General features: G+C 71.4%; 20 protein-coding genes. 6 read left to right on the forward strand and 14 right to left on the reverse strand.

Going from position 1 to position 25,800, the window contains the following annotated elements; all coding sequences use genetic code 11:
- Nucleotides 1-62 precede the first annotated feature (62 nt).
- Entirely contained in the window at nt 63-1,136 is a 1,074-nt protein-coding gene (locus tag ABZS69_RS22050; protein ID WP_355375307.1) for a putative sulfate exporter family transporter, read from the forward strand.
- A gap of 41 nt (nt 1,137-1,177) precedes the next feature.
- On the opposite strand, the gene ABZS69_RS22055 is transcribed toward ABZS69_RS22050, so the two are convergent.
- On the reverse strand, nt 1,178-1,615 hold the full coding sequence (locus ABZS69_RS22055; RefSeq protein ID WP_355375310.1) for a hypothetical protein: 438 nt from the start codon (nt 1,613-1,615) through the stop codon (nt 1,178-1,180).
- A 152-nt stretch (nt 1,616-1,767) separates the two neighbouring features.
- Nucleotides 1,768-3,006: an MFS transporter gene (locus ABZS69_RS22060; RefSeq protein ID WP_355375313.1), complete on the reverse strand. Its 1,239-nt coding sequence runs from the start codon at nt 3,004-3,006 to the stop codon at nt 1,768-1,770.
- A gap of 448 nt (nt 3,007-3,454) precedes the next feature.
- Here ABZS69_RS22060 and ABZS69_RS22065 point away from each other — a divergent pair, with 448 nt between their 5' ends.
- Nucleotides 3,455-5,551, forward strand: coding sequence for an AAA family ATPase (locus ABZS69_RS22065; protein ID WP_355375316.1), 2,097 nt, complete (start codon nt 3,455-3,457; stop codon nt 5,549-5,551).
- On the opposite strand, the gene ABZS69_RS22070 is transcribed toward ABZS69_RS22065, so the two are convergent.
- Both ABZS69_RS22070 and ABZS69_RS22075 read right to left on the reverse strand, forming a co-directional pair.
- The gene (locus tag ABZS69_RS22070; RefSeq protein ID WP_355375319.1) at nt 5,500-5,985 is read right to left on the reverse strand and encodes a hypothetical protein; all 486 of its coding nucleotides are present in this window, start codon (nt 5,983-5,985) and stop codon (nt 5,500-5,502) included. The genes ABZS69_RS22065 and ABZS69_RS22070 overlap by 52 nt on opposite strands.
- Nucleotides 5,982-6,176 carry a DUF5999 family protein gene (locus ABZS69_RS22075; RefSeq protein WP_355375322.1) on the reverse strand — a complete coding sequence of 65 codons (195 nt, stop codon included), beginning with the start codon at nt 6,174-6,176 and terminating at the stop codon, nt 5,982-5,984. Before ABZS69_RS22075 ends, ABZS69_RS22070 begins: the two co-directional genes overlap by 4 nt.
- A gap of 349 nt (nt 6,177-6,525) precedes the next feature.
- On the opposite strand from ABZS69_RS22075, the gene ABZS69_RS22080 reads away from it, so the two are divergent.
- Nucleotides 6,526-7,575: an aldo/keto reductase gene (locus tag ABZS69_RS22080; RefSeq protein WP_355375325.1), complete on the forward strand. Its 1,050-nt coding sequence runs from the start codon at nt 6,526-6,528 to the stop codon at nt 7,573-7,575.
- Between the two features lie 53 nt (nt 7,576-7,628).
- Here ABZS69_RS22080 and ABZS69_RS22085 read toward each other — a convergent pair whose 3' ends face one another.
- The 5 genes from ABZS69_RS22085 to ABZS69_RS22105 all read right to left on the reverse strand — a co-directional run bounded on the left by ABZS69_RS22085 (nt 7,629) and on the right by ABZS69_RS22105 (nt 13,071).
- Entirely contained in the window at nt 7,629-8,249 is a 621-nt protein-coding gene (locus ABZS69_RS22085) for a hypothetical protein (RefSeq protein WP_355375328.1), read from the reverse strand.
- Nucleotides 8,236-9,780 (reverse strand): substrate-binding domain-containing protein, encoded by a 1,545-nt coding sequence (locus tag ABZS69_RS22090; protein WP_355375330.1) that lies wholly within the window; start codon nt 9,778-9,780, stop codon nt 8,236-8,238. Before ABZS69_RS22090 ends, ABZS69_RS22085 begins: the two co-directional genes overlap by 14 nt.
- Complete coding sequence (locus ABZS69_RS22095; RefSeq protein WP_355375332.1) at nt 9,777-10,919, reverse strand: toxic anion resistance protein; 1,143 nt, start codon at nt 10,917-10,919, stop codon at nt 9,777-9,779. The genes ABZS69_RS22090 and ABZS69_RS22095 overlap by 4 nt, the downstream gene beginning before the upstream one ends.
- A gap of 16 nt (nt 10,920-10,935) precedes the next feature.
- Nucleotides 10,936-12,018 carry a hypothetical protein gene (locus tag ABZS69_RS22100; protein ID WP_355375334.1) on the reverse strand — a complete coding sequence of 361 codons (1,083 nt, stop codon included), beginning with the start codon at nt 12,016-12,018 and terminating at the stop codon, nt 10,936-10,938.
- A gap of 105 nt (nt 12,019-12,123) precedes the next feature.
- Nucleotides 12,124-13,071 (reverse strand): DMT family transporter, encoded by a 948-nt coding sequence (locus ABZS69_RS22105; RefSeq protein ID WP_355375337.1) that lies wholly within the window; start codon nt 13,069-13,071, stop codon nt 12,124-12,126.
- A gap of 102 nt (nt 13,072-13,173) precedes the next feature.
- On the opposite strand from ABZS69_RS22105, the gene ABZS69_RS22110 reads away from it, so the two are divergent.
- Genes ABZS69_RS22110 through ABZS69_RS22120 form a run of 3 tightly spaced genes read left to right on the forward strand, consistent with a single transcriptional unit; the run spans nt 13,174 to nt 17,455 of the window.
- The gene (locus tag ABZS69_RS22110) at nt 13,174-13,770 is read left to right on the forward strand and encodes a helix-turn-helix domain-containing protein (protein ID WP_355375340.1); all 597 of its coding nucleotides are present in this window, start codon (nt 13,174-13,176) and stop codon (nt 13,768-13,770) included.
- Nucleotides 13,770-15,506 carry an ABC transporter ATP-binding protein gene (locus ABZS69_RS22115; RefSeq protein ID WP_355375343.1) on the forward strand — a complete coding sequence of 579 codons (1,737 nt, stop codon included), beginning with the start codon at nt 13,770-13,772 and terminating at the stop codon, nt 15,504-15,506. Before ABZS69_RS22110 ends, ABZS69_RS22115 begins: the two co-directional genes overlap by 1 nt.
- Entirely contained in the window at nt 15,503-17,455 is a 1,953-nt protein-coding gene (locus tag ABZS69_RS22120) for an ABC transporter ATP-binding protein (RefSeq protein ID WP_355375346.1), read from the forward strand. Before ABZS69_RS22115 ends, ABZS69_RS22120 begins: the two co-directional genes overlap by 4 nt.
- Nucleotides 17,456-17,548: 93 nt before the next feature.
- Here the strand turns inward: ABZS69_RS22120 and ABZS69_RS22125 are convergent, their stop codons facing one another.
- Genes ABZS69_RS22125 through ABZS69_RS22145 form a run of 5 tightly spaced genes read right to left on the reverse strand, consistent with a single transcriptional unit; the run spans nt 17,549 to nt 25,781 of the window.
- Nucleotides 17,549-21,436, reverse strand: coding sequence for a fibronectin type III domain-containing protein (locus ABZS69_RS22125; protein ID WP_355375349.1), 3,888 nt, complete (start codon nt 21,434-21,436; stop codon nt 17,549-17,551).
- A complete protein-coding gene (locus tag ABZS69_RS22130) occupies nt 21,433-22,278 on the reverse strand; it encodes a carbohydrate ABC transporter permease (protein WP_355375351.1) in 846 nt (281 codons plus the stop codon). Before ABZS69_RS22130 ends, ABZS69_RS22125 begins: the two co-directional genes overlap by 4 nt.
- On the reverse strand, nt 22,275-23,174 hold the full coding sequence (locus tag ABZS69_RS22135; protein WP_355375354.1) for a sugar ABC transporter permease: 900 nt from the start codon (nt 23,172-23,174) through the stop codon (nt 22,275-22,277). Before ABZS69_RS22135 ends, ABZS69_RS22130 begins: the two co-directional genes overlap by 4 nt.
- 1 nt (nt 23,175) lies before the next feature.
- On the reverse strand, nt 23,176-24,507 hold the full coding sequence (locus ABZS69_RS22140; RefSeq protein ID WP_355375357.1) for an extracellular solute-binding protein: 1,332 nt from the start codon (nt 24,505-24,507) through the stop codon (nt 23,176-23,178).
- A gap of 23 nt (nt 24,508-24,530) precedes the next feature.
- Complete coding sequence (locus ABZS69_RS22145; protein WP_355375360.1) at nt 24,531-25,781, reverse strand: enolase C-terminal domain-like protein; 1,251 nt, start codon at nt 25,779-25,781, stop codon at nt 24,531-24,533.
- Nucleotides 25,782-25,800: the final 19 nt, after the last annotated feature.

Here is a 25,800-nt window from a genome sequence, read left to right on the forward strand (position 1 = left end):
GCTATGACCTCCCAGTCAAGGTGCGGGTACCGGCCCTGCCGAAGGCCCCGAAAACTGGGATCATGCTTCTCGCCCCCTCCAAGACGTCCCTTCTGCCGGGCATCGCGGCGTGCGCGCTGGCGACGACGGCCGCCCTGGTCGTCAACCGGTTCGTGCCGGGGCTCAGCCCCGCCACCGCCGCGGTCGCCCTGGGGGCGGCGCTGGCCACCGCGGGGGCGATCCGCGCGCCGCTGCGTCCAGGGCTCCTGTTCGTCTCCAGGAGGGTGCTGCGGGCGGCGATCGTGCTGCTCGGGCTGCAGATCGCGGTGCCGCAGGTGCTCGCGCTCGGCTGGCGCTCGCTCGCGGTCGTCGCCGTCGCCACCGGGCTCACGTTCGTCCTCACGCCGATGGCCGGCCGCCGTCTCGGCCTTTCCCCCGGTACGTCGCTGCTGGTCGCCACCGGCGTGTCGATCTGCGGGGCGGCGGCGATCGCTGCCATGCACGACAGCGCCGACAGCTCGGACGAGGACGCGGCGGGCGCGCTGAGCGTGGTGGTGCTGTACGGCAGCGCGGCCATCGTGGTGCTGCCGCTGCTGGCGTCCTGGCTGGGGCTGTCACCTGGGCAGCTCGGGGTGTGGACGGGAGCCGCCGTGCACGAGGTCGCCCAGGTGGCGGCGATCGGCGCCGCCTCGGGCGTCCTCGCGACGGCGGTGACGGTCAAGCTCGGCCGGGTCGTCCTGCTCGCCCCCATCGTCGCCGTCACCACGTCACTGCGCCGCCCTTCCCGGACGAAGGTGGCCGTGCCCGCCGTGCCCGCCGGGCGCGGCGGCGTCCTCACCGCGGAACCTCCCGCCGCCTCAGCCTCAGCCTCCGCCTCCGCGAGGGCGGGCAGCGGGACGAGGCCGCCGATCCTGCCGCTGTTCGTGGCCGGGTTCCTGGCGATGGTGGCGGTGCGGAGCACCGGGCTGGTGCCGCCGGTGGTGACCGAGCACGTGCCGGCGCTCACGAACGCGCTGATGGCGGCCGCCCTGTTCGCCCTGGGCGCGGGGATCGACCTGCGGAGGCTGCTCAAGGGCGGGCGCGTCATGTTGCTCGGAGGTCTCGCCACCGGGCTCATCGGGTCGATCTCGCTGGCGGGGGTGTGGCTGCTCGGGTGAGGTGGCCGGGGGCCGAGGAGGCTCGGCCCCCGGCCCGCCCGTCAGGAATACCACTCGTAATGGACGCTGGTCTTGGTGTTGGTGTTGAAGTCGATCTCGCCGTCGAGGTAGCGGTTCCACAGGTTGGAGAGCTTCGACGACCGTACGGTGCATCCGGCCCAGCGCACGCCCTTGGGACGGATGCTGCCGACGTAGTCGTAGCAGGCGCCGACCTTCTTGCCGTTGACCCAGAGCCGGGCGTTCAGGCTGACGTCGTAGAGCTTCAGGCGAGTGACGCTCTTGATCCGCACCTTGATGCGGCAGGTGTCCTCGCACTTGCCGAAGTAGATCTTGTAGTCGAGCAGATGCGGACGAGCCGCCGTGCCCGACGCCTGGGCGTTCTGTCCCAGCTCGGACGCCGAGGCCGCCGCCGGCGTCACCGCGATGACCCCGGTCGCGACGGTGGCGGCTAAGAGCATGCCGACAAGACTCCTGGTCATGTTTCCCCCATGGCCATGAACGGCCGCTTCCCCCGTTGAAAGCGGCGCACTCCCTTTCGATTAACCATCGGGAAATTGGAACGGTCAACGATTTGTACGCATATGTACGGGGATCGTGATCTGCTGCCCTGTTGATCCGCCGAGGCGGGTCCCTATCCCGCGACGGCCGTCACGGCGGGGACCCGGTCGCCGGCTCTGTGCTCCCGGACCCCCAGCATGAGGATCATGCCGAGCAGCGGCCCCGCGGCGAGCGTGGCGAAGGCCCAGAAGAACGAGTGGGTCGCCTGGAACACCGCGCCCAGCACCACCGGCACGACCATGCTGCCGAGCTGCCAGAACGCGTTCGTCGCACCGGCCGCGGACCCGGCCAGCCGGACCCCCGCGAGCTCCGGGATGAGCGCGATCATCAGCGGGCTGTACACGTACGCCGCGACCCCGAGGAACGGCGCCACCCACAGGAACCCGCTCAGGCTGTCGCGGGTGCCGAACACCAGCAGCGTCCCGACGAAGGCGGCGAGCACGACCACGGCCGGGACCTTCCGCCGCCCGCCGAACAGATCGGACACCACGCCCATGAACGGCTTCGCCGCGACGGCCGTGACACCGAAGATCGCGACCACGGCCCCGGCCTGCACGGGAGTGAGGTGACCGCCCTTGATCATCAGCGCGTTGGACCAGGTGATGAAGCCGTAGGTGCCCCACAGCGCGCCGAACCCGGCCAGGCCGAGCAGCCACAGGTCCCGGTTGCGGGCCAGCGGGCGCAGGTCGGGCACCTCCCGGGGCGCGCCCGCGACGTGGGCGCCCCCGGAGTTGCGCAGCAGCACGAGGCACAGGACCGCGACGGCCATCGAGGCCGCGCCGAACACGTGGTAGGACGCCCGCCATCCGGACCCGGCGATGAGGCTCGGCACCACCGCGTTCGCGATCACCGTGCCCAGCGAGGTCGCGGTCATGAACACGCCCATGGCGAACCCCCGGTCCCGGGGCGGGAACCACTGGGAGATGAGCTTGACCCCGGCCGAGTAGTCGCACCCGGCGAACACCCCGACCCCGGCCTGGAACGCGAGGCCCGTCGCCACGGAGTCCGTCTCGCCGAACAGGATCATGAACCCGCCGGCGAGGAAGAGCGAGCAGCCGACGACCACCCGGGGGCCGAGCCAGTCGGTCAGCACCCCGCCCGCGGCGTTGGAGACGACGTAGCCGACGTAGTAGCCGGTGGCGAACGCGCCGAGCCCGGCCAGGGACACGCCGAGGTGCTCGCCCACCGCCACCGAGGCCGGGCCCCAGGTGGAACGGTCCACGGCGGTCATCGTGAACGCGGCCCACGCCAGCGCCAGCACGACCCAGCGGTAGGGGTGCCGGACGACGGCCGGCTCCGGGGTGAGACTCACGGCGGGGGCCCTCCTGTGGACGCACTTCCAGTGACTGAATAATCACACAGAGTCGCGTCGCGGAGGCCGGTCGCCGGGATCGCGTTCAGCGGGATGACGCGCGACGGCCAAATGCCGGTTCGCCGGAATCGCATCCGGCAAAATTCTGGGCGCACCTTGGCAAAAGAAGTGGGAAACGCCCTTTGCCGGGAAATGAGAACACCCGTCTCCGGCGGCTCCGGCCGGCCGCGTGGGAAAACGGGCCGGAATAACCTGGGGGTTGGAGGCTTGGCGCCGACGGCATTCGCGGGCCGGCGCCTGACGGTTGGATGCACATGACGATGGCCGCACAGAATGCTTCGCCTTCGCGCGGGCTACGAGCGCGGGCCGTGCCGTTCGGTGCCTCACGGGAGCGGCGCTTATGACGCTTTTGTTGGATAGATCCACCTTTATTGGGCGAAGGCATGAATTGTCGTCGGCGCGGGAGGCGCTGGCCAGGACGCGGCTGCTCACCCTGACCGGCCCCGGCGGCGTCGGCAAGACCCGGCTGGCGCTCAAGCTCGCGGAGAGCCTGGAGAAGAGATACCGGGACGGCGTCGAGGTGATCGAGCTGGCCACCCTGGAGACCGGCGAGCTGCTGGAACCGGCGGTGGCGGCGGCGCTGGGGCTGCGCGACTCCCACCCCGACCCCATGGGGCTGCTGGTGGAGCACCTGTGGGGCAGGCGGATGCTGCTGGTCCTGGACAACTGCGAGCACCTGGGCCCGCTCTGCGCGCACTTCGTGGAGCGGCTGCTGCGCGCCACGCCCCGCCTGCGGATCCTGGTGACCAGCAGGCACTCGCTGGGCGTGCACGGCGAGCAGGTGCTCCCGGTCCCGCCGCTGTCCGTGCCCGGGCCCGGCCGCGCGTCCCACGAGGAGGTCCTGGCCGGTCGCGCGCTCCACGAGGTGGCGCGGGCCGTCCCGATGACGCCCAGCCGCACCGTACGGGAGATCGCCAGGCACGACTCGGTGCGCCTGTTCGTGGAGCGCGCGGCGCACGTCGTGCCGGGCTTCTCCCTGAACGCGGGCAACCTCGCCTGCGTGGTGCGGCTGGTGCGGCGGCTGGAGGGGATCCCGCTGGCGATCGAGCTGGCCGCGGCGCGGCTGCGCAACCTGTCGCTGGACAAGCTCGCGTACGAGCTGGACCGGCGCTTCGACGTGCTGGCCACCGGCCGTCCCATGGCGTTGCCGCGGCACCAGACGCTGCGGGCGACCATCGAATGGAGCTACCGGCTGTGCTCGCCCGAGGAGCAGCGGCTGTGGGCCCGGCTGTCGATGTTCGCCGGAGGGGTCGACCTGGACACCGCGGAGACGGTGTGCTCGGGCGAGGGCATCGAGCCGCTCGACGTGCTCGACCTCCTGACCGGGCTGGTGGACAAGTCGGTGCTGTTCCGGGACGGGCCCGGCTTCCGCATGCTGGAGAGCCTGCGCGCGTACGGCTGCGAGCAGCTGACGCCCGCCGAGCGGCACTGGCTGCGCAGGCGCTTCATCGGCCACTACCGCGAACTCACGGAGACGCACCGCACCGACCAGTTGGTGCACGACCAGCTGGAGCGCTACCTGGCCCTGCGCCGGGAGCTGCCCAACATCCGCGTCGCGCTCCAGACGTGCCTGAACGAGCCGGCGCTGGCGCCCCTGGGACTGGGCACCGCGTCCGCGATGTGGTGCTTCTGGGTGCTCGCCGGCGCGCTCACCGAGGGCCGCTACTGGATCGAACGCGGCCTGGGGTTGGTGCCGGAGCCGGGCCGGACCCGGGCGACGGCGCTCTGGGTGGACAGCATGCTCGCCCTGCGCCAGGGGGACCTCGACGCGGCGATTCCGCGGCTGGAGGAGTGCCGCGCGCTCGCCGGCAGGCTGGGATACGAGGACCTCGTGCCGTACGCCGTCCGGACCGCTGGGGTGGCCGCCTGCACCGCCGGCGACACCCGGCACGGCCTCGCGCTGCTGCGCGAGTCGCTCGCCCTCCACCGGTCCCTGAACGACATGGACGGGCTCATGTTCAACCTGTATTTCGCGGCCGCGTACGGATCGACCGAGGATCCCGGCCTGGCCGCGGAGTTCGGCGAAGAGCTGCTGGCCCTGAGCGAGACCCACCATGCACTGGTGTCACGCGCGTACGCCCAGTTCGTGCTGGGCGTGGCGCGGTGGAACCTGGGTGACTACGCGCAGGCCGAGTCGCTCCTGACGGCGGCGGCGCAGTTCACCGGCGAGATCAACGACCGCTGGTGCCTCACCCAGTGCCTGGAGGTGCTGGCCTGGATCGCCGGCGCCAGGGAGGAGCACGAGAGGGCCGCCGAACTGCTGGGAGCTGCGCACTCGCTGTGGCAGGCGGCGGGCGCCGCGCCCGAACGGCTGTGCTACCACGCCACCTGGCACGAACAATGTGCGCGGCAGGCCCGCCACGCCCTCGGGAAACCGGCGTTCACCTCCGCGTTCCGCCACGGGACCAAGCTCGGCATTGAGCGCGCCGTCACCTACGCGGTCCGGCCTCCGGGGGCGCGCCCCGAGTTGCGGCACTCGCCCTGACCGTCCGCGGGGATCTCGAACCAGAAGGCCGTGCCCGCGGTGCCCCAGCAGCACGCCAGCCGCCGGAACGCGCACAGGTCGGCCGGCGCCGGCGCGCCGTCCGCGCCCTCCGCCTCGACCTCGCAGCGCAGCACGCCGTCGGTGGCCCACACGGTCACCTGGTACGGCCCGCGCGCGTGGTCCGCGATCAGCTCGCCGACCAGCAGCGTGGCGGGCTCCGCCAGTTCGCCGAGCCCCCATGAGGACAGCCGGGCACGGATGCGACGGCGCGTCCGCGCGTCCGAGGAGAACGTCCAGGAGTCGATCCGCTCGTCCGGACCCCCGTTCTCGGCGTTGCCCTGGGCCATCGCTCTGATCCAGTCCCAGGCCCGGCTCAGGACGCCCAGGTCGAGATGCTGCCCGGCGCTGTGATCCATCAAGACGTAGTGGTTCATGCCGCACCCCCAAATGCGAGTCGATGGGAGGGGGCGCTGCTCCCGTCGGGCAGCAGCGCGCCCGTGTCCTCGAAGATCACCACGCCGTTGCAGAGCAGGCCCCATCCCTGCTCGGGGTGGAAGGCCACGAGATGGGCGGCGCCGTGGTCGCCGGCGTACGCGGATGGGCACCGAGGCCGGTGCTTGCACATGGTTGACAATTCCTTCGTTTTCTCGACGGTGCTGTCGATGCATCCATCGTGCGTTCGAGGACCGTGCGAGCGGCACGGGAAAGACACCTGAATGACTACCTAGCCCGTTCTACGTACGTACGTAGTCCGCCTCAGGGCCTTCCCTCAAATAGGCGTCTACTTTCCGCCAACGGCCTGCATATCACCACGAGTTACGTTTTTCGCCGGTAAATCAGATGGAGGATTGTCCTGTCCGACACCGCACCGCTGAGACCGGCGGGCGGCGGTCCGGCTTGATCTAGAGTCGGCTCTAGATCGTAGGCTCCGACGCACGTCCAGCACCCTCAACGGCATCGCTAGGAGCCTGATCATGCGTTACCGCGTCCTCGGCGGCACGGGCATCGAGGTGAGCGTCCACTGTCTCGGCGCCATGATGTTCGGCGCGGTCGGCAATCCCGACCACGACGACTGCGCCCGCATCATCCACCACGCCCTCGACCAGGGCGTCAACTTCATCGACACCGCCGACATGTACTCGGCCGGCGAGTCCGAGGTGATCGTGGGGAAGGCGCTGCGGGGCCGCCGTGACGACGTCGTGCTCGCCACGAAGGTGCACTTCCCGATGGGGGAGGGGCCGAACCGGCACGGCAACTCGCGGCGCTGGATCCTCAAGGAGGTCGAGGAGAGCCTCAAGCGGCTCCAGACCGACTGGATCGACCTCTACCAGGTGCACCGGCCCGACCACGCCACCGACATTGAGGAGACGCTCGACGTGCTGGGCGACCTCGTCGGCCAGGGGAAGATCCGGGCCTTCGGCTGCTCGACGTTCCCCGCCGAGGACATCGTCGAGGCGCAGCACGTCGCCGAGCGCCGCGGCCTGCGGCGCTTCAGGACCGAGCAGCCTCCGTACTCGCTCCTTGCCCGCGGCGTGGAGGCCGACGTGCTGCCGGTGTGCCACCGGTACGGGATGGGCGTGCTGACCTGGAGCCCGCTCGCCTCCGGCTTCCTGACCGGCCGGTTCAGGAAGGGGCAGCCCATCGACCTGACCACCGGCCGCGCGTCGCTCGTCCCGAGCCGCTTCGACCCCGCCATCCCCGAGAACGCCGCCAAGCTGGAGGTGGTGGAGCAGCTGATCGAGCTGGCGAACGACCTCGGCTGCTCGCTGCCCGAGCTCGCGGTCGCCTTCCCCGCCGCGCACCCGGCGGTCACCTCGGTCATCATCGGCCCGCGCACCATGGAGCAGTTGGAGGCGACGCTCAAGGGCGCCGCGCTCACCCTCGACGACGCGGCCCTCGACCGCATCGACGAGATCATCCCGCCGGGCGCCAACCTCTACCAGCCCGACGGAGCCTGGCGCCGCCCGGCGCTGACGGACACCGCCCGCCGGCGCCGCCTGCCCGCCGACCGGGCCGCGGGCTGACCGCCGCCTGCCCGCCGACCGGGGTCGCGGGCTGAGCGCCGACGGGCCGGCGCTCAGCCGAGGTCCAGCTCGGAGCCGCCGAACTTGTCCCGCAGGAACCGGCCCTGATCGCGCAGCGCCTGCTCGTCCCCCCGGTGGATGGCCTCGGCCACCTTGCGCAGCTGGGCGTCGAGCAGGGCGAGCTGGGCGATCAGCTCCTCGTGCGCGCTGCGCTCCCGCCCGCCGCGGCGGCTGAGGGCGTAGCCGCGCGGCAGGTTCGCGTACGCCTCCAGGCTGGCGGGCAGGTACTGGCGGATCGTCTGCGACACCACGTGGAGCTGGTCGGGGGAGGCGGTGAGCTGCTCGGCGCGGTCCAGCACGCCCCTCAGTACCTCGGCCAGCGCGTCCACCGCCGCGTGCACGTCGCCGGGGAAGCGCCCGGCGACGCGCCGCAGCAGCGTGTCCAGGTCGGCCCGCAGCGCCCGCGTCTCCACCTCGGCGTGCGAGATGGTCAGCCGGACCCGTTCGGGCGGGGCGAGCAGCGCGCCCACCCCGTACAGCGCGATCACGATCACCGGCCAGAACGCGCCCGCGAGGCCCAGGAAGTGGGCCACCAGGCCGAGCAGCGCCAGGCAGGAGCCGGCGATGTTCCTGTTCGAGCCCAGGTACCGCAGGACGCGCTCACTGATAGCCACGGATCTCCTTGAACGCGCTGCTCAACGACGTCTTGCGGGCGTCGAACACGGCGCCGCCGGTCAGCTCGGCGACCTTGCGCATCTCGTCGACGTCGCTCTCGCCGAACAGCACCACGAACGCCGGCGCCCGCCGGTCCTGCGGCAGCGCCCGGTAACGGGCCTCGAAGGCGGCGTAGTCGGAGCCGTCGGTGTTGTCTCCGTCGGTCATGAGCACGATCGAGGTGTAGTGCCCGGGGTCCACCGGCTGCTCGTAGGCGGCGGTGAGGCTGTCGTAGATCGCGGTGCCGCCGCCTGCGGAGAGCCCTTCCGCGAACGCCTTGATCTTGGCGAGCACCGGCCCCGGGTCGCGTTCCGGCACGGTGAACGGCACCGGCTTCAGCGGCGTGCTGCTGAACGGGATCATGGTGACGGCCTCGCGGTTGCTGAAGCGCGAGAACGCGCCTGAGGCCGAGGTGTCGGCGCCGGTCAGGGCGACCAGCGCCTGCCGCAGCGCCTCGATCCGTTCGCCCGCCATCGAGCCGGAGGTGTCCAGCACGAACCGCGCCTCCGCCGGGACGCGCACCTGGTTGAGGTAGGTGGTGATCAGCTCGTCGGCGGTGCTGCGCCGGTTGGGGAACGGCAGCTCGATCAGCTGCCTCCCGCCGAAGCGCGGGTCGGGGGTCACACCGGGCACGATCGGCCGGCGGTGGGTGCCGGTCATGATGTCCTTCTGCACGGCGGGGCTGCGCAACCAGGTGGTGAGCTTGCCGTACAGGGCCTTCTTGGGCTCGGGGGCGGAGGCGAGCAGCGTGAGCGGGTAGTCGGCGGTGACCACGCCGTCGGACGGGTAGACGAGCGTGAGCGGGTCGCGCATCCCGAGCAGGACCGACTCGTAGTTGACCATGCCGTCCACGCGCGGGTCGCGGGCGTAGGCGTCGGCCAGCCACCCCGACGAGCCCGCCGTCAGGCGCTGTGCCGAGAAGAACTCCTTCAGCCGCGGCGTCACCGACGCGACCTGTTCGGCGCTCAGCGCACCGTCCGCGTCCGACAGCGCCGCGGCCACCCCGACCAGGGCGGAGAAGCCGGAGTTGGAGGAGGCGGGGTTCGTCATGGCGAAGCCGAACCTGCCCTCCTTGGCCGCCCGCGCGATGTCGGCCCAGGTGACCTGCTTGGCGTCCCAGCCGAGCTCGCGGGCCTTGGCGGGCTTCAGCCCCAGCACGACGGGGGAGACCATGATCTTGGTCTGGGTGGACAGCCGGGCCTGGGCGCCGTCGATCAGGGACAGGTAGCGGTTGGAGGAGAACCAGACCGCGTCCAGCCGGCCGTCGGCGCGGCCGCTCGCGACCTGCTCGGCGCCGTCGAGCGTGCCGGTGTAGGTGAGCCGCACCTTGACGCCGGCCTCCTTCTCGGCCCGCTGGAGCAGCGGCTCGAGGTCCTTGATCTCGCTGCCGGCCAGCACCCGCAGCACGTCGGGCGCGTCGGCGGGCTCCTCGCCCCCGCCGCAGCCCGCCAGCAGGGCGGCGAGCAGGATGAGGGGCAGGGCTCGTCTCATCGATCGTTCTCCCGGGCGCGTTCGAGGTACGCCTTGGCGTGCCCCAGCTCGGCGGACAGGCTGTCGACGGTGGCCGCCATGTTGTCCACGGCCTTCGCCCGGAACGCGTCGATCGTGTCCATCGTGGCGTAGACGTTGTCGAACGCCTGCCGCAGCGTGTCCAGGTCCACGGTCGTCGAGGCCGCCTGGTTCTGGATCGCGCCCGCCTGGGTGCGCAGCATCTCGCTGGTGGCCAGGATGAGGTCGCCGGTCGTGGCGTTGAGCGCGGTGATCTGGTCGAGCACCAGCTTCTGGTTCGCCAGCGCCTGCGCGACCGTGACCGCCGTGCGCAGCGCCGCGACCGTGGTCGTGGTGGCGCGGTCCACGCCCTTGCTCAGCTCCAGGTTGTTCTTGCGTACGAGGTCGAGCGCCAGATAGCCCTGGGCCGACACGGCGAGCTGGGTGAGCAGGTCCTGGTGGCGCTGGCGCACCGTGAACAGGGCGTCCGACCGCAGCGCCGTGGCCCGCTCCTCGTCGGCCAGCGTGATGCGCTCCTCAAGGGCGGCGTCCATGGCCTGGGCCATGACCGCGTACTCCTGCAGGCGGGTCATCGTCTCCCACAGGTTCGCCTTCTCGCCCTCGATCGCGGCGTTGTCGCGCAGCAGCTCGTCCTGGCCGGACTTCAACGCCCGGATGATGTCGTCGATGTGCTTCTGCGCGGACTGGTACTTGGCGAAGTAGTCGCGCAGCCGGTCGCCGAACGGGATGAGGCCCAGCAGCCTGCGCGTGCCGCTCGCCGCCTGCTTCGGGTCCAGGTCCACGACGGTACGGCGCAGCGCCACCAGCTCCTTGGCCACCCGGGTCTGGGCGTCGGCGCCCTCGCCCCTGGCCGCGTCAAGGGCGGCGACCGGCCGCTTGAGCATGCGGTTGGCCACCTGGGAGGCCGACTTGATCTCGGTGCCGCCCATCGAGGCGATGTCGTGCACCTTGCGGGAGAACTCGGGGGAGCGGTGGTCGAGCCCGCTCAGCTCGCCGGCGAAGTCGCGGGCCCTGGCGGCCAGCTCGGCGGCGCGCTCGTCGGCAATCGGCAGCATGGTGGCCGCCGTCTCGGCCGGGACCGGGGCGACCGGCTCGGGCGGCGTGAGCACCAGATCGGACACGTGCGGGATCTCCTTGCTAGGGCCGTGCGGAGTCGATGGTGGTGATGAGCTGGTCCAGCCGCTCGTACGTGGGCGGCTCGACGACGTCCACCAGGTCGGCCGCGGCCGGCGCCCTGGTCTTGGCGACCAGGCCGGCGAACGCCTGCGGGTCGGTGGTGCGGAAGCCGTACGCGGCCGCCAGCGACTGCAGCTCCGCGTCCTTCGTGAGCAGCTGCCCCACCCGGTCGCCCGGCTCGGTCAGCGGGACCAGCGTGTGCTTGCTGAGCACGGTCGGCGACGGGTAGACCAGCCGCATCTCGGGCTTGATCGCGCCGTCGCCGGCGAAGACGTGCGACAGGTACTGCGCCTCGTAGACGACCAGCATCGGCGTCTTGCCCGCGCCCAGCGCCAGGTAGTCGTCGAACGACGCCTCGCTGGTGGACTCGGAGAAGCCCTGGTCGAGAACGGCGGGGCCGACCATCGGGGCGATCTTGGCGATCTGGGCGGCGGAGGTGGGCACGTCCTCGCCGTTGGCGACGTAGCCGATGGCCGACAGGTACATGGCGGCGCTGTTGGACGTGCGGATGTCGGTGGTGGTGAGGAGGATCCGCTTGCGAGCCGGGTAATCGGTATTACCGGGAAGCTGATCCCAGCGAGTGCCTTTAGCTATTAAATCGAGATATTTCCGGATATAGAGGAGTTGGTAGCCTTTGCCGGAATCGCGAACCACACCCGCCTTCACCAGCAGCTTCGCGATCGGCTCGAACGTGGCCACCGCCATCGGCGAGTAGAACGGCGAGTACGTCGTGACCGCCTTGCGGTCGCGCTTGATCCGCTCGGCGGCCGGAACGCTGGAAGGAAAGGCGAAAGCGTAGCGGCCGAGGTCCACATCGGTGACGATCTGCCGCGACCCGGCGGTGTCCACCTCGACCCGCAGCCCGTGCTTGGCGAAGGCCGCCTTCACCCGGGGATCGTCGAAGAACGGCTTCTTCTCCGATCCGATGACCCCCCGCACCACGAGCGCCTCCGGGGCCTGGTCGCCCCGGTTCCCCAAGAGGAAGGCCGCGACCGCCACCCCGGCCAGAACCACCGCCAGAATGACACCGATCCAGCGCTTCATCGCATCCTGTTTCTTGAAACAACCCCCATGACAGGAATTATGGGATGGCGATTGCCGGGCCCGCGCGGGCGGAAAGGCGACCGTACGGCAGAATTCATCCCCCGTTCACGGTCGGGGCGCCGCCTCCGTCCCGTGCTCGGCGACCCCGGGTTGTCCGGGGTGGGAGGGGGCGGGGCGAGGGGCGGCGCGCTGGGTGAGGGCGATGGCGGCGAGGATGACGAGGGCGCCGACCGGCTGGTTCCAGCTGAGGCCCTCGCCCAGGACGAGCACCCCGGAGATCGCGGCGAAGACCGGCAGCAGGTAGGTGACCGTGGAGGTCGTGGTGACCCCGGCCCGGACCTGCACCCAGTAGAGCAGCAGGTACGCCAGCCCCGTGCCGAGCCCGCCGAGCCCGGCCAGGCTCCACCAGACGGCGGCGGGCGCGTGCGGGTCCACCAGCGGCACCCCGGCCAGCAACGTGATCACGGCCAGCTGGACCGCGCCGCTGAGCAGCTGCCCGGCGGCCAATACGACCGGCGGCTCGGGACGCCGGCCGGTGATGAAGCGGCCCATGTAGGCGCCGCCGATCCCGTAGCAGGCCGCGGCGGCGAAGCAGGCGAGGCTGCCGCCGAGCTGCCCGCCGGCCATCGGCTGCCAGATCCCGAGCACCACCATGACGCCCGCGAAGCCCAGGCCCAGGCCCGCCACCCGGCCGGTGGTCGCCTTCTCGGTGCGCAGCAGCAGGGTGAAGGCGAGCGTGCAGAGCGGGGTGGTGGCGTTCCAGATGGCCGCGACCACGGAGGAGACGTACTGCTCGCCGTACGCGAACAGGGTGAACGGCAGCGTGGTGAGCACGATCGAGGCGATCTGGAAGTGGCCCCACAGGCGCGGGTCGCGCGGCAGCCGCCTGCCGCCGAGCAGCACGGCCAGTAGGAGCACCAGCGCGCCGACGACCATCCGGCCGAAGGAGACCTGGAGCGGGTGCAGGACGTCCACCGCGACCTTGATGAAGAAGAAGCTGTTGCCCCAGATCGCGGCGAGCAGCAGGAAACCGGGCAACCAAGGTTTGAGCACGGATGGAGCGTAGCGCTCGGTCCAGACATATAACCATTTGAACGAGTGAGTACTCGCTCATTAGGATGGCCCGCTATGAACAGGAGGCGAAGGGTGCCCGCCATGGCGCCAGAAGACCGCCGTGCCGCGCTCATTGCCGCCACGCTCCCCCTGCTGCGCGAGTACGGTGCCGCGGTGAGCACCCGTCAGATCGCCGAGGCGGCGGGCGTGGCCGAGGGCACGATCTTCGGCGTCTTCCCCGACAAGGTCTCGCTGCTGCGGGCGACGCTGATGGCCGCGTTCGACACGCGGCCCGCGGCGGACGCGCTGGCGGCCATCGGCACGCGGGCCGGGCTGCGCGAGCGGCTGCGCGAGGCGGTCACGCTGCTGCGGACGGGGATGCGGGCCAACGCCAACCTCATGGCCGTGCCCAGGGAGCTGATGAAGGACGACGCCGAGTTCTTCAAGCAGATCATGGAGGGCCGGCACCTGATCGTGGACGGGCTCTCCGCCCTGATCGAGCCCGACCGCGACCGGCTGCGCCGCTCGCCCAAGGCCTCGGCGGAGCTGCTGGTCGTGCTGATCGCGACGACGGTGCACCGCGGCTTCGGCCAGATCGGCGAGTTCGGCGACATGGACGACGAGGAGATCGTCTCCGTTCTGCTCGACGGGCTGCTCGTGCGGCCCCCAACCACCCCATCGACAGAAAGCGCCTCTTGATGCTGCTCCGTCTCCTGCGGGTCCAGCTCAGGCCGTACGGGAAAGAGATCACACTCGTGGTCCTCTTCCAGTTCGTGCAGACCCTGGCCACGCTCTATCTCCCCACCCTCAACGCCGACATCATCGACGACGGCGTCGTCAAGGGCGACACCGGCTCCATCATGCGCATCGGGCTCGTGATGCTCGGTGTGACCCTCATCCAGATCGTCTGCTCGATCGTGGCCGTCTACTACGGCGCCCGGACCTCGATGGCCCTGGGCCGGGACCTGCGGGCCGCGATCTTCCACCGGGTGCAGGACTTCTCCGCCCAGGAGGTCAACAGGTTCGGCGCGCCGTCCCTGATCACCCGGACCACCAACGACGTGCAGCAGATCCAGCTGCTCGTGCTCATGACGTTCACGATGATGGTGGCGGCGCCGATCATGTGCGTCGGCGGCATCGTGCTGGCGCTGCGCCAGGACACGGCGCTGTCGTCGCTGCTGCTCGTCGTGCTGCCCGTGATGATCGTCATCGTGGGCGTGATCGTGATGCTCATGCGCCCGCTCTTCCGTACGATGCAGGAGCGCATCGACCGGATCAACCAGGTGCTGCGCGAGCAGATCACCGGCATCCGGGTCATCCGCGCCTTCGTCCGCGACAAGCACGAGGGCGACCGCTTCGGCGTGGCCAACGACCAGCTGACCGACGTGTCGCTGCGGGTCGGGCGGCTGATGGCGCTGATGTTCCCCTCGGTGATGCTGGTGGTGAACCTGTCCAGCGTCGCCGTGGTGTGGTTCGGCGCGCACCGCATCGCCGACGGGGCCATGCAGGTGGGCGCGCTCACGGCGGTCATCTCCTACCTGATGCAGATCCTCATGTCGGTGATGATGGCGATGTTCATGTTCATGATGATCCCGCGGGCCGAGGTCTGCGCCGAGCGCATCGACGAGGTGCTCGGCACCGAGCCGACCGTCCACCCGCCGGCGAAGCCGATCGCCCCCGAACGCCACCTCGGCGAGCTGGAGCTGCGGTCCGTGGACTTCCGGTATCCGGGCGCCGAGGAGCCGGTGCTGTGCGGCGTGAGCTTCACGGCGCGGCCCGGCCGCACCACCGCGATCATCGGCAGCACGGGCAGCGGCAAGACGACGATGCTCAACCTCGTCCCGCGCCTGTTCGACGCGACCGCCGGCGACGTGCTGGTCGACGGCGTCAACGTGCGTGACCTCGACCCGGCCGTGCTCGCCCGCGCGGTCGGCCTGGTCCCGCAGGCGCCCTACCTCTTCTCCGGCACCGTCGCCTCCAACCTGAGGTACGGCAAGCCGGACGCGACCGACGAGGAGCTGTGGAAGGCCCTGGAGGTGGCCCAGGCCCGCGAGTTCGTCGAGGCGATGCCCGGCGGCCTGGACGAGCCGATCTCCCAGGGCGGCACGAACGTCTCCGGCGGCCAGCGCCAGCGCCTGGCCATCGCCAGGACGCTCGTGCACCGGCCCGAGATCTTCCTGTTCGACGACTCCTTCTCCGCCCTCGACTACGCCACCGACGCCCGGCTGCGCGCGGCGCTGGCCGAGGAGATCGCCGAGGCCACGATGGTCATCGTGGCCCAGCGGGTGAACACCATCCGCGACGCCGACCTCATCCTCGTGCTCGACGACGGCCGCGTGGTCGGCAGCGGCACCCACGCCGAGCTCATGACGACCTGCCCGACCTACCGGGAGATCGTGCTGTCCCAGCTCACCGAACAGGAGGCCGCGGCATGACGACAGAAGCGCCCGCGCGCCGGCCCCAGCCCGCTTTCGGCCCGGGCCGGATGATGTCCGGCCCCGCCGAGAAGGCCCTCGACTTCGGCGGCACGATCCGCAGCCTGCTGCAGCTGCTGCGCCCCGAGCGCCCGCTGCTGGCGCTCGTCCTGGCCCTGGGCACGGCCAGCGTCGCGCTGACCGTGACGGGTCCCAAGATCCTCGGCCACGCCACGGACCTGATCTTCGCCGGCATCATCGGGGCCCAGCTGGCCCCCGGCGGCACCAAGGAGCAGGCCGTGGCCGACCTGCGCGCCAGGGGCCAGGGCACGTTCGCCGACATGGTGTCGTCGATGAACGTGGTGCCCGGCCACGGCATCGACTTCACCGCGCTGGCCCAGGTGCTGGCCTGGGCGCTGGCGGTCTACCTGCTGGCGGCGCTGCTCGGGATCGTGCAGTTCCGGCTGACCACGACCGTCGTGCAGCGGGCGGCGTTCCGGCTGCGCGAGCGGATCGAGGCCAAGCTGACGCGGCTGCCGCTGAGCTACTTCGACGGCCAGCCGCGCGGCGAGATCCTCAGCCGCGCCACCAACGACACCGACAACATCGCCCAGTCGCTGCAGCAGACGATGAGCCAGCTCATCTCCTCGGTGCTGACGGTCGTGGCGGTGCTGGTGGTGATGTTCTGGATCTCGCCGGTCCTGGCGCTCATCGCGCTGGTCAGCGTACCGGTGTCGGTCTACGTCACCGCCGTCGTCGGCAAGCGGTCGCAGCCGCAGTTCATCAAGCAGTGGTCCTCGACGGGCAAGCTCAACGGCCACATTGAGGAGATGTACGGCGGGCACACGCTGGTCAAGGTGTTCGGCAGGCAGAAGGAGGCCGCCGAGACCTTCGACCGGCACAACGACGCCCTGTTCACCTCCAGCTTCCGCGCCCAGTTCATCTCCGGGCTCATCCAGCCGGCGATGATGTTCATCGGCAACCTCAACTACGTGCTGGTCGCGGTGGTGGGCGGGCTCAAGGTGGCCTCGGGCTCGATCTCGCTGGGCGACGTGCAGGCGTTCATCCAGTACTCGCGCCAGTTCAGCCAGCCGCTGACCCAGGTGGCCGGCATGGCGAACCTGGTGCAGTCGGGCGTCGCCTCGGCCGAGCGGGTCTTCGAGCTGCTTGAGGCCCCCGAGCAGTCCGCGGAGCCCGCCGAGCCCGCCAGGCCCGCGCAGCTCAGGGGCCGGGTGGCGTTCGAGGACGTGTCCTTCCGGTACGCGCCGGACCGGCCGCTGATCGAGAACCTGTCACTGACCGTGGAGCCCGGCCAGACCGTGGCCATCGTCGGCCCCACGGGAGCGGGCAAGACGACGCTGGTCAACCTCATCATGCGCTTCTACGAGGTGACCGGCGGCCGCATCACGCTCGACGGCGTCGACGTCGCCGAGATGTCCAGGGAGGAGCTGCGCGCCAACATCGGCATGGTGCTGCAGGACACCTGGCTGTTCGGCGGCACGATCGCGGAGAACATCGGCTACGGGGCGGAAGGCGCCACCCGCGAGCGGATCGAGGCCGCCGCGGAGGCCGCCCACGTGGACCGCATCGCGCACACGCTGCCCGACGGCTACGACACGGTGATCGACGAGGAGGGCGCGACGGTCAGCGCGGGCGAGAAGCAGCTGATCACGATCGCGCGGGCGTTCCTGTCCGAGCCGGCGATCCTGATCCTGGACGAGGCCACCAGCTCGGTCGACACCCGCACCGAAGTGCTCATCCAGCGGGCGATGAGCTCGCTGCGCGAGGGGCGCACCAGCTTCGTGATCGCCCACCGCCTGTCCACGATCCGCGACGCCAGCCTGATCCTGGTCATGGAGAACGGGCAGATCGTCGAGCAGGGTACGCACGAGTCGCTCCTGGACGAGGGCGGCGCCTACGCCCGGCTGTACTCGGCCCAGTTCTCCCAGGCCGCCGTGGAGGTGGACTAGCCCCGTGATCCGGCGTGGCGGCCTCGCCCGCCACGCCGGATCAGCCGAGCGACCACCGGGTGCCGGCCGAGACGCCCCGCGGGATCCGGCGCGTCATCGGCGCTCCTCCGCGTAGTGCTCCGGCGTCACCGGGCCGGGCGTGTACGGGGGCCGGTTGTAGGTGTGCCGGCGCCGGAACGCCCCCTCGACCGGCGGCTCCCAGTGCCGCCAGCCGCGCGGATCGGTGTCCACCGGGGGCGACTTCGCTCCGACCCCGTTGCCGTTCTCGGCGGCGACGGCGTACTCGTAGACCGTGACGCCCGGGGGCAGCTCGCCGGACGACGGCTCGGCCAGCCCCGGCACCACTCCCGCCACGTCCTCGCTGTGGGTGAGCGCCAGGCCCGCGAAGACCTCGCGGTACCCGTCGTCGCCCTTGCGCCGCCGATACAGGCGGTACCGGCCGGCGCCGAGGACCTCGCCCCACGTCGCGGTCACCCCGCCGTCCGCCGGCCGGAGCCTGAGCCCGTCGGGAGGCGGGGGAGGCCCGCCGGTCGCGTAGACGGGGTAGTCGGGGCCCGGCTCGCCGTTCCCCGCGACGACGCGGACGTGGTACTTGGCGCCGTTCGCCAGGCCGGACAGCGTGAAGGGGCTTCGTCGCGCCGATCCCGCGCTCTCCCACGTCGTGCCGCCGTCCGTGCTGCGCTGGACGTCGTACGAGTCCGCAGCGGCGGAGCAGGTGAAGTGCACGACCGCGCCGCCGCTGACGTTCTCGGTCCGCACCACGCGCGAGGGGACCGGACGCGGCATGCCCTCGGTGAGCTCCCAGCGATGCCGCCCTTCGGGCAGTTCGACGGAGAGCTCTTCGTCGCCGAACCGGGCGGTCCGCGCCGGGACGCCGTCGACGAAGATCCGCGCACCACCCAGGCCGCCCGCGACGCGCAGCCGCACCGTCGCCGCTTTCCGCGTGTGGTAGACGCCCTCGATGGCGCGCGGTTCCCGGTAGTCGAGGCTGATGCCGAGCTCCGGATCGCCGCTGGTCAGCGTGACGTCGCCGGCGCCGATGAGGGTGCCGCGGAACAGGGCGAGCTGCCGCCGGCCGTCGTGCCACAGCCGGACGGCGCCGGCCGTCCCGCGGAAGCGCGGGCCGTCCCCGGTGACGTCGACCGGGGTGCTCTCATTGCGGAAGACGTGGTCGACCGCGTTCGGCGTGCTGATCCGCGCGCCCCAGGCGGTGGCGGTCACGCTCAGGTCCGCGCGGTGGCTGACGATCGCCAGGATGTCGCCGTCGCGGCCCTCCAGGCGGAGGACCCGCGACGTCGGCGTCACGATCTCGCCGTCCCGCCGCGCGCCCCGCACGACGTGGACGTACGGCATGCGGTCCGGCAGGAACGCGAAGCTGTTGGCGTCGTGGCCCGTGGGCCGCGTGAGCGTCGACCACGTCCAGACGGCGCGCTGGTCAGGCGCGAACGCGTCGTAGGTCGCGAGGTAGTCGGCCCCCATCAGCAGGACGCTGCGGCCGCGGTACTCGCGGGCGACCGGACCGTCCGGATGCGGGACGATCTCGGCGAACTGCGCCCAGCCGAGATCGTGGAAGGGCCGGTCGAGCGTGTTCTGGCCGATCGCGCGGAACGCGCCGTCCTTCCACACGGCGCACGACGTGGCGAACGTCGCGTCGGGAACGCGCCGGTCACCCGCGTCCTCGGGGCCGTGGCCGCTGTAGGCCCGCCCGGCGGCGTAGTAGTAGAGGTGCCCGGACCCATTGTCGTCGGCGATGCCCCAGCGGTAGTTCGGCCCGTGATCGACCTGCTGGAGGAAGACGGCGACCTCGGACGGCTCGTCCACGTCGGCGCGCAGCGTGATGCCGTAACCGGTGTACTTGGAGCTGCGCAGCCGGGGATTCGTGCCGGTGTTCCCCGCGGTCTCGACGAGCGGACGCCACGGGTCCGGCGCGCCCGGACGGCTGTCCAGGTGCCTGGCCGCGGCGTCGCCGCCCCACAGCAGGTGCTCGGCGACCAGCGGCCGGAAATTGCGCAGCGCCTCGCCGAGCAGCCGCAGCTCGATCGAGGGGCGGCGGGGCCAGAAGGCGTGCGCGCCCTGCGCGGGGTGCAGGCGCGACGTGCCGTCCGGGGAGGTCAGGACCGGCGCGGTCAGGGCGTTGACGAGCCAGTCGCCGATCGCCGCGAACTCCGGCGTCGCCAGGCGGTTGCGCCCGTCGGTACGGCGGGCCAGGGCGTTGCCGAGCGTCATCGGCCGCAGGAAGGCCCAGACGTAGGTGGCCAGGCTCTCGGTCCAGCGCCCGGCGAACGACTCCTGGCCGGGGAGCGCGGGCCGGGTGTGGAAGCGCGCGGCGAGCTCGGCGGCCTTCCCGAACTGGTCGAGCCAGGCGGGGGCGGCCTCGTGGTCGGGGAACAGCCAGGCCAGGCAGGCCAGTGCCGCCTTGCCGTCGGCCAGGAAGTTGGGATGCCCGCCGAACATCCGCAGCATCGGCGTCATCTCCTCGTTCGCCGAGACGTAGCCGGTGAGCAGCAGCAGCGCGTCCACCCGGCGGCGCTGGTCCGCGCTCAGCCGGTCGGCGAGCCGGTCGTAGCCGTCGAGGAACCGGTCGTAGAGCGGGCGCTGCCCGATGTTGAGGTATCCGGCCAGGTCGTTGACGCCGCGGGCGATCAGGCGCGGCCCCTCGCCGCCCGCGAACAGCGCGGCCAGGAAGTCCTCGGCGGTCGCGAACTCGCCCTCTTCGGCGACCCGCTCGGGACGCCGGCCGTCGTAGGCGAGCCGCCAGTCCTTGACCCGGTCGAGGCTCAGCGTGCCCTGCCAGTGGTGGAGGTCGCGCGCGTAGGTGCTCTGGTAGGCGGCGCCGACGCCGTCCGCCTGCCGCCGCAGCACCTCGCGGTCCCGCTCGTGGTCGTGGAAGGCGATCCCGGTCGAGCGGGTCCCGGTGCGCAGCGGCCAGGTCCAGCGCAGGACCCCCTCGGCGTGCCTGAACCGGATCTGCAGCAGGCCGGAGGAGGCCCAGGACGCGTAGGACCGGTCGTCCCACCGCGCGTGGTCCCGGATGAAGAGGGCCATGGCGTCGTCCGTGCGGACGTCCCAGAAGGCGGCGTGCGGCCGGACGTTCCACGCGAAGCTCGGCGCGTACGGCCCGACGGTGAACAGGTAGTCCTCGTGCGGCCGCTCGGTGCCGCCGGGGCCGGAGAAGTTCGGGTCCTCGCCGCTGCCGCCGAGGGTCAGCGGCTCGTCGACGCCGGGCCACCGGTACGTCTCCGGGCTTCCCGGATCGAGGTGGTCGGCGGCGTCCTGCGACCCGGGCCAGGCGGAGGAGAAGCGGTGCGTGGGGGAGCAGCCGGTCCAGGCCAGCTCCCAGGCGGCGCCGGCGTCCTCCAGCCCGGTCATCTCCTCGGAGAGCTCGACGAAGTCGCAGCCCTGGAGGCAGCGGACGGTCGCGGTGTACCGCCCGCCGTGCGCGAAGTGGTAGGCGATCTCGTAGTCCGCGAACAGCGGGCCGCCGTCCACCAGGCGCGACTCCACTCGGTCCACGCCGCCGCGGACCTGCGAGCTCCCGACCCAGCCGCGTCCCCGGTCCCACGCGGTCACCGGTCCCGGCGCGACCCCGCCGGCTGCCCGCGAGGCGGGCAGCCGTACCCGCAGCACTCCGCTGTCGAGGACGGTGTGATCGTCGCGGACCTCGACGCGCACGGGCCGCTCCGGCCGGGCCGGGGTCCCGGCGGAGAGTACGAAGGCGCGCCGCTGCTCCGGGGCCAGGTCGGCGAAGAAGCAGATGACGGCGGAGACCGCGAGGCCGTCCGCCTCGACGACGTCGGCCGCCTGGAACGGCACCGCCTCCCCGGCGTCGTCCACCAGCCGCAGTTCCCCGATCCGCAGCGACGGCCGCTCCCAGCGCACGAGGTAGCGCAGCAGCGTCCGCGGCCACGCGAACTCCGGATGCCCGATCGCCTCGGTCAGCCGGAACACCACCCGGTCAGCGCCTTCCGGCCACGGTGTCACCTCGCCTCACCCCGCTCGGCCGGCACCGCGACGCCCTGCGTGCCGAACGCCGCGCCGCCCGCGACGCCCTCCACCAGGTACCGCTGGAGCGTCACGAACAGCAGCAGGATCGGCGCCGCGACGATGAACGTGCCCGCCGCGATCAGCGGCCAGTTCTGGGTGTGCTCGCCGAAGAAGGAGTACAGCCCCCGGGTCACCGGCCACAGCTGCTGGTCCGACAGCATGACCAGCGGCAGGATCAGGTTGTTCCAGGCGTGCACGAACCCGAAGATGGCGAACGTGGCCAGCGCCGGCTTCATCTGCGGGATGATGATCGTGAAGATGAAGCGGACGTAGCCGCAGCCCTCCAGCGCCGCCGCCTCGTCGATCTCCTTCGGGATGCCCTTGATGTAGCCGACGAAGAAGAAGAACCCGGCGCCGGACAGGCTGGTCAGGATCAGGTAGCCCGGCATGCTGTTGTACAGGCCCAGCGCCTGCGCCTCGATGAACAGCGGGATCAGGCCGCCGGGCAGGAACCCGGAGAAGACGAAGAAGGCGTAGACCATGTTGGAGCGCTTGAAGTAGCCGCGCGAGACCGGGAACGCGAGGAAGACGCCCAGGATCAGCGTGACCGTGTCCGGGATGACGGCGTAGACCAGGCTGTTGAGCATCTGCCGGCCGAAGTCGCCCTGGGTCCAGGCCTCGCCGAAGTTCTCCAGCGTCCACGGGTTCGGCAGGCCCGTCGGATCCTGAAGGAAGCCGGTGAACGTCTTGAACGACTGGAGGAACATGTAGACCAGCGGCGCCGCGAACAGCACCGCCGCGATCGCGAAGCAGAGCAGGTTGCGGCCTGTCGCCCTCACAGCTGGATCTCCCGCCTGCGCAGCGTGAACAGCAGCGTGCCGCCGATCACCACGGTGAGGGCGAACTGCAGCATCGCCAGCATCGAGCCGTAGCCGAGCTGGCTGGTGCCGCCGAACGCGGAGTCGAACATGTACAGCCCCAGCGTCTTGGTGCCGAAGTTGCCGCCGGTCATGACGAGGATCAGCGCGTACTCGCCGAGCGCGCCCATCGCGGTGAGGAAGATGTTGACGGTCGTGGCGGGGGCCAGCAGCGGCCACGTCACGTGCAGGAACGACCGCCACCGACCGGCCCCGTCCAGCGCCGCCGCCTCGTAGACCGGCTTGGGGACGTTGCGCAGGCCCGCGATGTAGATCAGCATCGTGTACCCGGCGAACATCCAGATGTTGACCAGCATCACCAAGGGCAGCGCCAGTGAGCTGTCGCCCAGGAACGCCGTCGCGCTGTCGAAGACCGCCTGCCACGCCTTCTCGGCCGGGCCGGTGACCGGGTCGAGGATCAGCGCGAACATCGTGGCGACGACCGCGACCGAGAAGATCTGCGGCATGAAGATCAGCGCGCGGTAGATCGTGTACGAGCGCCCCGGGCGGTTGAGCAGCAGCGCCAGCCCCAGGCCCACGAGGTTCTGCAGCACGGTCACGCCGACCACGTAGATCAGCGTGACCTGCAGCGACTCCCACACCTGCGCCGACAGCGCGGTGAACGCCGAGGTGTAGTTGCACAGTCCGCAGAAGTTGAGCGGCGTGCCCGGCAGCCCGGAGTACTGCGTGAAGGAGTATCCGATGGTGGCCAGCGACGGGTAGAGCCCGAACAGCAGCCACCCGATCCCGGGGATCGCGATGCTCGCCCACGGGATCCACCGCCGGGTACGCCGGGTTCCGAAGGGATTGCTCGCCACGTCACCGGCCTGCCGACTTGGCGTAGGCGGAGGCCGAGCGGGACAGGATCGTCTCCAGGCTGTCGGGGCCGATCGGCGCGAGCTTGTAGAAGTCGGGCCCAGCGGCGTCCGGCGGCGCGCCCGCCGGGGTCCACGGCGGCGTCAGCTGGGTGAACGAGTCGGCGCCGTGCGCGTTCAACCAGTCCATCCAGGGCAGGCCGGTGTTCTGCAGCGCGGGCTGCGCCGAGAGCGAGCCGGTCAGCTTGAGCCACTGCTGGTAGTTCTCCGGCTCGGAGAACATCGCCAGCCACTGCATGGCCAGGTCCTTGTGCGGCGCCGAGGCCGGGACGACCCAGGTCAGGTCGGGCTTGAACGCCACCCGGTTGGCCGCCGGGTCGTCGGTGCCGGGCAGCGTGAAGAAGCCCAGATTCAGCTTCGGGTTGGCCTGCTGGATGGTCAGGCCGTCCCAGGAGCCGTCGACCAGGAAGGGGTAGTCGTCGGTCTTGACCGCCCACACGCCGGGCGCGGTCTGCTGGTCGATGCCCGAGGCGGCAGGCACGACGTACTGCATGACCTTGGCGTAGCGGGCGCCGACCTCCTTGTAGATCGGGTCGGTCCACTGCTGCGTGCCGTCCCAGAACGCCTTCGCACGGTCGGCCGAGACCTGCACCGACTCGCCGGCCGCGCGGCCCTTCATCAGCAGCTGGTTCTCGATGCCCTGCCAGATGCCGCCCTGCATGCCGACCTTGCCCGACAGGAAGATCGGCGTCTTGCCCGCCTGCTTGAGCTTCTCGCAGGCGTCCAGGAACTCCTGGAACGTGGTCGGCACGGCGATGCCGTACTGGGCGAGCAGGTCCTTCTTGTACCAGATCGCCCCGGCCGCGGCGTAGCTGGCGGCCATGACTCCGTACACGCCGCCCTTGTGGCCCACGGCCGCGGCCTGCGTGGCCGCGTCGTAGTTCTTCATGAACGGCTGGTCCTTGAGGTCGGTGAGCTGGCCCGCCGTGATGAGCGCGGCGGCCCCGGCGGGCTGGATCTTGGTGAACTCGGGCGGGAAGCCTCCCTGCGTCGGGGCGAACCTGGCCAGCACGTCCACCGACTTGGCCTGCAGCAGGCTGTTGGACAGCTGGGCCCACGCGCCGTTGGCGGTCGCGGTGCTCTGCAGCTTGACGGTGACGCCCGGGTGCGCCTTCTCGAACTTGGCGTTGAGCTGCTTGGTGAACTCGATGGCGCCCGGGTTCGTCCACTGGGCGACGGTCAGCGTGGTGTTGGTGGGGGCGGAGGAGGAGTTGCCGGTGGTGCAGCCGGCGAGGGTGAGGACGATCGCCACGGCGACCGGCAGACGGGTTCTCATGAAAGTGCTCCTTGGGGGATGGATCACGGCCGCTGGAGAGCGCCGTCGGCTCTCCGGGGCGGACGCCAGGCGGTGGTGGCGGCCGGGGGATACTTCGCGGCCAGGCGTTCGTCGAGGTCGACGCCGAGCCCGGGGCGCTCGCTCGGCCACAGGTAGCCGTCGCGGATCTCGGGGCAGCCCGGGAAGACCTCCCGTACCCGCTCGCCGAACAGGTGCTGCTCCTGGACCCCGAAGTTCGGGCTCGCGAGGTCCAGGGCGAGGTTGGCGGCGTGGCCGACCGGCGAGACGTCGCCGGGGCCGTGCCAGGCGGTGCGCACGCCGAACGCCTCGGCCAGGTTCGCCAGCCGCCAGGCCGGGGTGAGGCCGCCGATCGCGGAGATGTGCACCCGGATGAAGTCGCACAGCCGCTCGGCGACCACCGGCCGGTATTCGGCCGGGTTGACGAACAGCTCGCCGATCGCGATCGGCGTGGCGCACTGGGCGCGGATCGCGCGCAGCCAGTCGAGGTCCTCGGGCGCCACGGGGTCCTCGAGGTAGAACAGGTCGTACGGCTCCAGGTCCTTGGCCAGGCGCACGGCCTCGGTCGGGTGCACCCGCTCGTGCACGTCGTGGATCAGCTCCACCTCCGCGCCCACCTCGCCGCGAAGGTGGTCGAACAGCCCGCGCACCGTGCGCCGGTACGCGGCGGGGTCCCACGCGCCCGGGGTCAGCGGCGGCCGCGCGCTCGCCGGGCCGGCGGCGCTCGGCGCGCCGTACGTGCCGCCGCCGGGCACGGCGACCTGGCAGCGCACGTACCGGTAGCCCGCGTCGAGCCACTGCCGCACCTCGTCGGCGACGGCCTTCGCGTCGGCCCCGGCCGCGTGGGTGTAGAGCGGCACCGCCGTACGGCAGCGCCCGCCGAGCAGCTGCCACACGGGCAGCCCCGCGGCCTTTCCCTTGATGTCCCACAACGCCATGTCGACGCCGGACAGCGCGTTGTTGAGCACCGGCCCCGACCGCCAGTAGCCGCTGAGGTGGAGCGTGGCGGCGATGTCGGTGATGTCGGCCGGGTCGCGGCCGATCAGCTGCGGCGCCAGGTACTCGTCGACCGCGGTGCGCACGGCCTTGGCCCGCTGCGTGAACGTGGCGCAGCCGAGCCCGTACAGGCCGGGTTCGCTGGTGTCCACGCGGACGACGGCCAGGGTCGTGCCCGCCGGCGCGGTGAGGACGGTCCTGACCCCGGTGATCCGCAGGCCCGAGCCGTCCGCCCACGGCGGGTCCGGGATGTCGTTCATGTGCTTTGCTCCCTTTGCG

The sequence above is a fragment of the Nonomuraea sp. NPDC005650 genome (genome assembly GCF_040605375.1).
Taxonomy (GTDB): Bacteria; Actinomycetota; Actinomycetes; order Streptosporangiales; family Streptosporangiaceae; genus Nonomuraea.